The 6,705-nt window shown below is 63.7% G+C and carries 11 protein-coding genes and 1 pseudogene; 7 read left to right on the top strand and 5 right to left on the bottom strand.

Features of this window, described 5'->3' with window-relative positions; all coding sequences use genetic code 11:
* The first annotated feature begins 61 nt into the window (after nucleotides 1-61).
* Nucleotides 62-484, top strand: coding sequence for a PIN domain nuclease (locus ABDV69_RS18420; RefSeq protein WP_343576969.1), 423 nt, complete (start codon nucleotides 62-64; stop codon nucleotides 482-484).
* 388 nt (nucleotides 485-872) lie between these two features.
* Here the strand turns inward: ABDV69_RS18420 and ABDV69_RS18415 are convergent, their stop codons facing one another.
* Nucleotides 873-1,346 (bottom strand): hypothetical protein, encoded by a 474-nt coding sequence (locus ABDV69_RS18415; RefSeq protein WP_343576967.1) that lies wholly within the window; start codon nucleotides 1,344-1,346, stop codon nucleotides 873-875.
* 168 nt (nucleotides 1,347-1,514) lie between these two features.
* On the opposite strand from ABDV69_RS18415, the gene ABDV69_RS18410 reads away from it, so the two are divergent.
* On the top strand, nucleotides 1,515-1,883 hold the full coding sequence (locus tag ABDV69_RS18410; protein WP_343576964.1) for a DUF427 domain-containing protein: 369 nt from the start codon (nucleotides 1,515-1,517) through the stop codon (nucleotides 1,881-1,883).
* Nucleotides 1,880-2,266, top strand: coding sequence for a hypothetical protein (locus tag ABDV69_RS18405; RefSeq protein WP_343576962.1), 387 nt, complete (start codon nucleotides 1,880-1,882; stop codon nucleotides 2,264-2,266). Before ABDV69_RS18410 ends, ABDV69_RS18405 begins: the two co-directional genes overlap by 4 nt.
* Nucleotides 2,267-2,331: 65 nt before the next feature.
* On the opposite strand, the gene ABDV69_RS18400 is transcribed toward ABDV69_RS18405, so the two are convergent.
* The 4 genes from ABDV69_RS18400 to ABDV69_RS18385 form a co-directional block, all read right to left on the bottom strand.
* Nucleotides 2,332-2,820 (bottom strand): methyltransferase, encoded by a 489-nt coding sequence (locus ABDV69_RS18400; protein WP_343576959.1) that lies wholly within the window; start codon nucleotides 2,818-2,820, stop codon nucleotides 2,332-2,334.
* Nucleotides 2,821-3,015: 195 nt separating this feature from the next.
* Nucleotides 3,016-3,198: a hypothetical protein gene (locus ABDV69_RS18395; protein WP_343576957.1), complete on the bottom strand. Its 183-nt coding sequence runs from the start codon at nucleotides 3,196-3,198 to the stop codon at nucleotides 3,016-3,018.
* A 7-nt stretch (nucleotides 3,199-3,205) separates the two neighbouring features.
* A complete protein-coding gene (locus tag ABDV69_RS18390) occupies nucleotides 3,206-3,364 on the bottom strand; it encodes a redoxin domain-containing protein (RefSeq protein ID WP_343576954.1) in 159 nt (52 codons plus the stop codon).
* Nucleotides 3,365-3,407: 43 nt separating this feature from the next.
* Nucleotides 3,408-4,124 (bottom strand): deiodinase-like protein, encoded by a 717-nt coding sequence (locus ABDV69_RS18385; protein WP_343576953.1) that lies wholly within the window; start codon nucleotides 4,122-4,124, stop codon nucleotides 3,408-3,410.
* A 287-nt stretch (nucleotides 4,125-4,411) separates the two neighbouring features.
* On the opposite strand from ABDV69_RS18385, the gene ABDV69_RS18380 reads away from it, so the two are divergent.
* The 4 genes and pseudogenes from ABDV69_RS18380 to ABDV69_RS18365 form a co-directional block, all read left to right on the top strand.
* Nucleotides 4,412-4,972, top strand: a complete 561-nt coding sequence (locus ABDV69_RS18380) for a carboxymuconolactone decarboxylase family protein (RefSeq protein WP_343576952.1) — start codon at nucleotides 4,412-4,414, stop codon at nucleotides 4,970-4,972.
* A gap of 164 nt (nucleotides 4,973-5,136) precedes the next feature.
* Entirely contained in the window at nucleotides 5,137-5,325 is a 189-nt protein-coding gene (locus ABDV69_RS18375; protein ID WP_343576950.1) for a hypothetical protein, read from the top strand.
* A gap of 458 nt (nucleotides 5,326-5,783) precedes the next feature.
* Nucleotides 5,784-6,079 (top strand): annotated as a pseudogene (locus tag ABDV69_RS18370) (PE family protein).
* A gap of 14 nt (nucleotides 6,080-6,093) precedes the next feature.
* Nucleotides 6,094-6,705 (top strand): PPE family protein (locus ABDV69_RS18365; protein WP_343576948.1); only part of this gene is annotated, 612 nt, incomplete at its 3' end.

Here is a 6,705-nt window from a genome sequence, read left to right as displayed (position 1 = left end):
TGCACCCTGAGGTGATATCCGGCAGTGCCGAGCTCGCCGCCGACGAGCAGCGCAGGTCCGCGTGGGCTTAAAAGCCTATTTTCTCGGCGACACCTCCGCCGTCGCTCGGGTGACCAAGCCGGCCGTAGCGAAGCGGCTCATCCCGCTGATCGAGGCCGGGCTGGTGGCCCGTTGCACCATCACCGACCTCGAAGCCGGGGTCAGCGCGCGCAACGGGCGGGATTGGAAACGCACCCGGCACGCCCGGTCACCCTGGCCCCAGGCGACGATTGATCAGGACGTCATGGACCGTGCGTTGGAGGTGCAAGGGGCGCTCGCCGTGGCAGGTCTACACCGCACGGTGAAGCTCGGGGATCTGCTCATCGCCGCCGCCGCCGAACGTGCGCGGCTGGTGGTGCTGCACTACGACCATGACTTCGATCGGATAGCGACGATCACCGGTCAGCCCACGGAATGGGTGGCGCCACGAGGAGCCGTCGACTAGGGAAGGGCTTCCTTCCTCTCACAGTGCTCTCTCGGCTCGGTGGCGGGGTTGGCGGACTCCCAGGGAGGTAATTCCCGACTTGTCACCAAGCTCAGACGCCTTTGCAGGTGGTCGCACGGCTATCGGTGATTCAGTGTGTGCGGCAGAGGTTTCGGGGTGGCGGCTCCGCCCCGCTGCCGCGGACGGGGCCCAGACGGTCCGCCGCCGTCGATCATGCGCCTCCGGCATCGAGTGTGCGCTCAGGGATTTCGGTGTGCGCACAGGGCGGAATTCCTCGGCTCGGGTTCAAGGGGTGATTGCAACACTTCGTAGTTAGTGGGCGTGCCTCGGTTGTTGTCGGTGCGGCGTCGGTATTGGGGGTTGATCACCACGTTTGGGCGCCAATCCTTTACCTGCGGCCGGGCTCGGGAACTGGTCCGAAGTCGCCGTCGCTGGGCTCGATCAGTGCCGCGGCCAGCTCGGGATCAGCCAGCACCTCCGCGGTATGTCGCCAGCTATCAATCACCTGCACCACCGGCGCCGGATTATCGATCGCGTCAGCCGCTCGCATCGTCGACACCAGCTCTACCACGAACTCCCGCACCTCATCGCGGGATAGAAACGCCACCCACGGAAATACGTCGGGCACGATCTCTGCGACCAGTTCGCGCACATGCGGATCGCGCTGTATTAACGCGACGAAGAGTCGTGCGGTCACCGAGGACGCTTCCTGTGCTTGAGCGGCGCGCGTGACTGTCGTCAACACCAGGTCTTCGGCGTCGCGGCGCTGGACCCGCAGAACCCGGCTCTGGGAGCGCCGCAACCAACCTTCGATAGTGGTCTTGCCGCGCAGTTGCAGGTCCGAGAAAGTGACGGTTTCCACAACATTAAAACTACTTGTAAGGTCGGCGTCTGTCGAGGTGGGAGGATTCCCGACTTGCCAACCCCTGGACCGTGCACCGGTTGTGTCACCGGGACGACAGTTCGGTTGCGCGCCGCACCGCGGCAGCGTGCTATTGGGGACAAGAACATCGCAGGAGGTGAGGGCAGCATGATTCGTGCCAGCTGGAACGGGACCCTGCTCGCGGAGACGCCGCGAACTGTGCGTATCGAGGGCAATCATTACTTTCCGCCCGAGTCGGTGCGCCGTGAGCACCTGATCGACAGCAAGACCAAGTCGATCTGTCCGTGGAAGGGCCTGGCCCACTACTACACCGTGACAGTCGACGACGACATCAACCCCGATGCCGCCTGGTACTACCCGCGCCCAAGTCCGTTGGCGCGGCGGATCAAGAACCATGTCGCGTTCGTCAATGGTGTGACCGTTGAAGGCGAACCCGAAGGCGGCAGCCGGGGAGCCGTGCACCGCCTGGCGTCCTGGTTTGGCGGGACGTCGACCCGGAACGCCGAGCGACCATGAAGCCGACCGCGACCGACATCGCCACAAAGCGCCGCTCGCGGGCTGGCGGGCACGTACCGATGTGGCGTATCGGCATCACCAGCGGCATGGTCGGCATCCTGTGCTGTGCCGGCCCCACCGTCCTTGTGCTCTTCGGAGTCATCAGCGCCACAACGGCATTGGCATGGGCAAACGATCTCTACGGCAACTACGCGTGGTGGTTTCGCCTCGGCGGCCTCGCCGTTCTTGCGATGCTGGTGTGGATCGCCTTGCGACGACGGAATCAGTGCAGCATCGATGCAATCCGACACCTGCGATGGCGACTGGCAGCGATGCTGGCCATCGCGGTCGGCACCTACGCCTCGTTATACGCGGTGACGACCTGGTTGGAGAGGTTCGCCTGAGTGCCGACCATACGTCGCGAAACGTCGATCCCCGCGCAGGCCGCCTCGATACCACACAGGCTCGCTTAAATCCGCTCGATGCGACTTTCGATAACATTCAGACCAATAAAGCTGAGTCCTGCGATAATGAAAAATGCCGAGTTGGAAGTCACGAAACCCAGTGCCAGAAAAAATACCCAGTAACTGTCATAAATGGGATTTTTGAAGTACCTATAGATCCCTCTCGAAGCAGCCGCTCCCGGCCTGAAGAAATTACTGTTTATGAGCGACCCCGGGCCAAGAATATAAACGGCGGCAATGAATATTACTGCAGCTGAAACGGCCAAGACGTAGCCTAAGCCTGGCAGCGAAACGCCCGGAAGTTTATAGTGCATGTTCAGGGTACTGGCAAGGAATCCAAAAAGCAGCCAGAACGGCAGAATAATGACTGCGTGAACCAGCTGCCCATGTCGAAACTTGTCGTAGACGCCGCGCCGCCTTTGCATGTAGACACTGCAGGAATTTACCAGTACCGCCAGCAATAGACTAAAAGACGTGGCCAGCATATATGCCATAGCGGAAAGTCTATACCTTGCCTCACCACTGAATCTGACCGAAAGGTACAAATTGGCTGTTGAAATTGCTCTGCCGTCGGTCCAGCGCCAATCATCAGGACGAACGCATTATCGCGCGGTGCCGCATCAGCTACGCACCAACGCGGCGATCCTGGTTGGGTGCTGTTCGCGACCCGTCTCATCCCAGGCGATCGATCACCGCCCGTATTGCGCGAGCACCGCCTCGTCGACGCCGTCCACCGCCACAGGCATCTCCGCCAGCTGCGCCAGCAGGCGCGCGTTGGCCGTTTTGTCGGCGTCGGTGCGCGTGTGCCGAAATTCGGGGTAGCCCGATTCGCCTGGGTGCCGCTCGCGCGAGCAGATGACGAAGACCGTCACGCCGCGATCAGCGTATTCGGCATGCAGCCAGCGCCAGTTGCGCCCGCGCCGGCGGGCAGGTCATCGCGGCGAACATGAATACCGCGATCCGCCCGCGTAGGTCCGACAGGCGCAGCGTGCCGCCATCGACCGTGCGCAGGGTGAAGTCTGGAGCGGGTTCGCCCACGCCGTTCATCCGCCGGAAGCGGGACTCGGCGAGTTGTTGGACGTCATGACGGGTCGACCGGTGCCCCCGCTCGATGTCCGCGTCGACGAGCCGAGGCCATCGTGGGGAAGGCGACGATGAAATCCCAGACCGCTCGCCAGCCCGCCCTGCGCAACACTCGCAGCAGCGTCGGCGCACCACTGGGGCGGAAGCGGGTCTGTATCGCCACAGGATCCTGACCGACGAGCACCGCGCGTAGCGCGGCCTCGACGGCCGACGGGTCGTTCCACATCCCGCGCAACACGACCTTCCCGTCGGGGGCGATCACGTGCACGGTATTGGGCATGGCACCGAGGGTGCGATGCGCGGTGCCTTGCAGGTCGTCGATCAGCACTGTGCGGCCTTCGGGCTCCTCGTCGACGAGCGCGCGCGCGGCAGCGGACTTCTGCGTCGTGTCGCGGTGCGCGCCGATGCGCTGGCCGGGGTGCGCTTCCCGAACATACAAGACCAGGAACACCACGTCCGGGAAGCGGGAGGCGAGCGCATTCATCGGCTCGATGTGTCCTACGTACATCGGGCAGGTCACGCTGCCAGTCTCCAAAACCACTGGCTTGCCGCGGAAATCGGACAGCTTGACCGTCGTGCCATCGAGGCGGGTCGCGATGAAGTCCGGTGCGGGTTCGCCGACCTGCACTCCACCCAGCTGGTCCATGGTTCGGTGCTGAAGCCCGAAATGGTCGTAGTTGTAGCCGAACGCACTCGAACCGCTGGCCTGACTCACGGTCCACCCCCTTTCCTTTCCGACGATCACGATCAACGGCAATCGAACCGATCGGGTTTGCACGTTCATCGTGCCGCTCTCGGCTCAACCGACTCTGGTAGCTGTCGGTTTCGGTTGTCGGCAGTCCAGCACGGAATAGGTAACCCCGCGGGCGCTCTGTCGTCGAGCTGACAGTTTTGCTCACCGAGCACATGAATTGTGTCGGCATAGTGACACTTTGCGCGGAGCTCGCGACCCGTTGCCCGACGGTGAACCGGTAACCGTCCGCAGATCAGGAGGCGTCCACCATGCCCCGTATACCCGTACACCACGTCGACGATGCGCCCGAGGGAGCGGGCGAGATCCTGCGGAAATTGCAGAAGCGGTTCGGCACGGTGCTCAACATCCACGGTGAAATGGCACATGCCCCGGTGGTCCTGGGCACCTACACGGCGATGCAAGCGGCCATCGCTGCCCACGGCCGCTTCGACGCGCGCACCCAGGAAGCGATCGCCCTCACGGTCGGAGCGGTCGACGATTGCACGTACTGCCAGTCCGCGCACACCATCGCCGCTCAGGGGGCGGGGTGGTCCCTGGACCAGACCGTCGCGTTGCGCAACGGCACCCCGATCGCGGAAGAAACGAAACTGCACGCACTTCTGGCGGTGGCGCGCCAGATCGCCGGCGCACGGGGCGACGTTGACGACCACACCTGGCAGGACGCGCTGGCCGCTGGGTGGACCGTCGAGGAGCTGTCCGAACTCTTCGCACACGTGCTGGCGAATCTGTTCACCAACTACTTCAACCACTACGCGCAGACCGAGCTCGACATCCCCGCCGCACCCGGATTGTCCACTAACAGCGGGTGATTCGATTGCCCTTCGCATTATTTCCGGCCTGCCCAACACCTGACGACCACTACCAATGACCTATCCACGGGATTCGGAACTACAGCAAAATCAAGTACCCAGGGGCGGACAGTCTTCCGGCATAGACGAAAACCCGGGGGACGGTTCACCGCAACGACGTCATCGTGGCCAGCCGCGCCCGCACCCACCTACGTGAGGGCCACGACGTTCTTGGTGGCGGCATCACGTCGATCACCAGCCCACGTCGCGACACCACTGGCCGGATCATCCGCGACGACCACTACCGGGTGCATCCCCGAATCCCCGGATCCGCGTCGAGCACGTCATCGCTCGGCTCGAAGACTGACACATAGTGCGGAAAGGCTGCCGACGCGGCGAGGCGATCAACCACAGCCAACAAATCATCGCCGGAACTCTGGAACCTCAAAACCCAAATATGGATCGACTCTAACCGTTATCGAGCAGGCGGTTCCGCGACCAATTATGTGATGGCGAGTGGGCACCACAATCCATTGTCCGCAGTGACAACCCCTGGTTCCATAGGCGCACCCCGATGGGATAAACAATGTCTGCAAACTGACACTTTCGTCAGCCGTCTGACGCTTTGCCTATAGCGTCGCCTCAGCAAATGAGCAGAAAGAGCACCCAAAGTGGCGATCTCGTGTCGGCAAGTTGTTGCCGATCCACAATCGACCGCACTGATCCCCTGTCCACAAATGCACCGTCCGCGGGGCGCTTGCGTCCCACGGACGCGTCATCGACCACGTCCACATTCCGAGCGGAAATATCACTTACAGTAAGGAGGCAGCTCATGTCGTTCGTTGATGCCGAGCCCGAGATGCCGGCGATGCCGGCGATGGCGACTTGCGGGGCGTTGGCTCCGCGGTGAGCGCTGGGAATGCGGCCGCAACGGCCCCCACGACCGGGGTGATTCCCGGCGCCGCCGATGAGGTGTCGGCGCTCGCCGCGACGCAGTTCCCCGCGCGCGCCCGGATGCATCAGGCGGTCAGCGCGGCGGCGATCCACGAGATGTTTGCCACGACCCTGGGCGCCAGTGCGGGGTCGTGTGCGGCCACCAAAGCCGCCAACGCGCTTGCAGTCAGCTAGGAAGTTGTGCAGCAATGGATTTCGCGATGTTACCGCCGGAGATCAATTCGGCCAGGATGTACGCCGGCCCCGGATCGGGACCGATGCTGGCCGCCGCAGCGGCCTGGAATGGGTTGGCCGCCGAGTTGGAATCGGCGGCCAACTCATATCAATCGGTGATCTCCGGGCTGACCGGCGGGCCGTGGGTGGGTCCGTCATCGGCGGCGATGACCGCCGCCGCCGCACCCTATGTGACCTGGATGAGCACCACCGCCGCACAAGCTGCCCAGACCGCCACCCAGGCCCAGGCGGCCGCGGCCGCCTATGAGACCGCGTTCGCGGCGACGGTACCTCCGCCGGTGATCGCGGCCAACAGGGCTCAGCTGATGATGCTGGTGACCACGAATCTCTTCGGGCAGAACACCCCGGCGATCGCGGCCAACCAGGCGCACTACGCCGAGATGTGGGCCCAGGACGCCGCCGCCATGTACAGCTACGCCGGCTCCTCGGCAGTCGCGTCGCAGGTGACGAAGTGGGCGCCGCCGGCGCCCACCACCAACCCAGGCGGCCCGGCCAGTCAGGCCGCCGCGGTTACCCAGGCCACAGGTACATCGGCGGCAACGAACACGCAGACGATGCTCTCCCAG

Origin of the sequence: Mycobacterium sp. (assembly GCF_039583785.1) — a bacterium.
Lineage (GTDB): Bacteria > Actinomycetota > Actinomycetes > Mycobacteriales > Mycobacteriaceae > Mycobacterium.
The sequence above is the reverse complement of the archived record's forward strand: the minus strand, read 5'-3'. Positions and strand labels throughout refer to the sequence as shown.

What these genes read in the sequence shown, in the direction of transcription:
- ABDV69_RS18410 (WP_343576964.1), top strand. Translation starts at nt 1,515, where the DNA reads ATGATTCGTGCCAGCTGGAACGGGACCCTGCTCGCGGAGACGCCGCGA.
- ABDV69_RS18405 (WP_343576962.1), top strand. Translation starts at nt 1,880, where the DNA reads ATGAAGCCGACCGCGACCGACATCGCCACAAAGCGCCGCTCGCGGGCT.
- ABDV69_RS18400 (WP_343576959.1), bottom strand. Translation starts at nt 2,820, where the DNA reads ATGGCATATATGCTGGCCACGTCTTTTAGTCTATTGCTGGCGGTACTG.
- ABDV69_RS18380 (WP_343576952.1), top strand. Translation starts at nt 4,412, where the DNA reads ATGCCCCGTATACCCGTACACCACGTCGACGATGCGCCCGAGGGAGCG.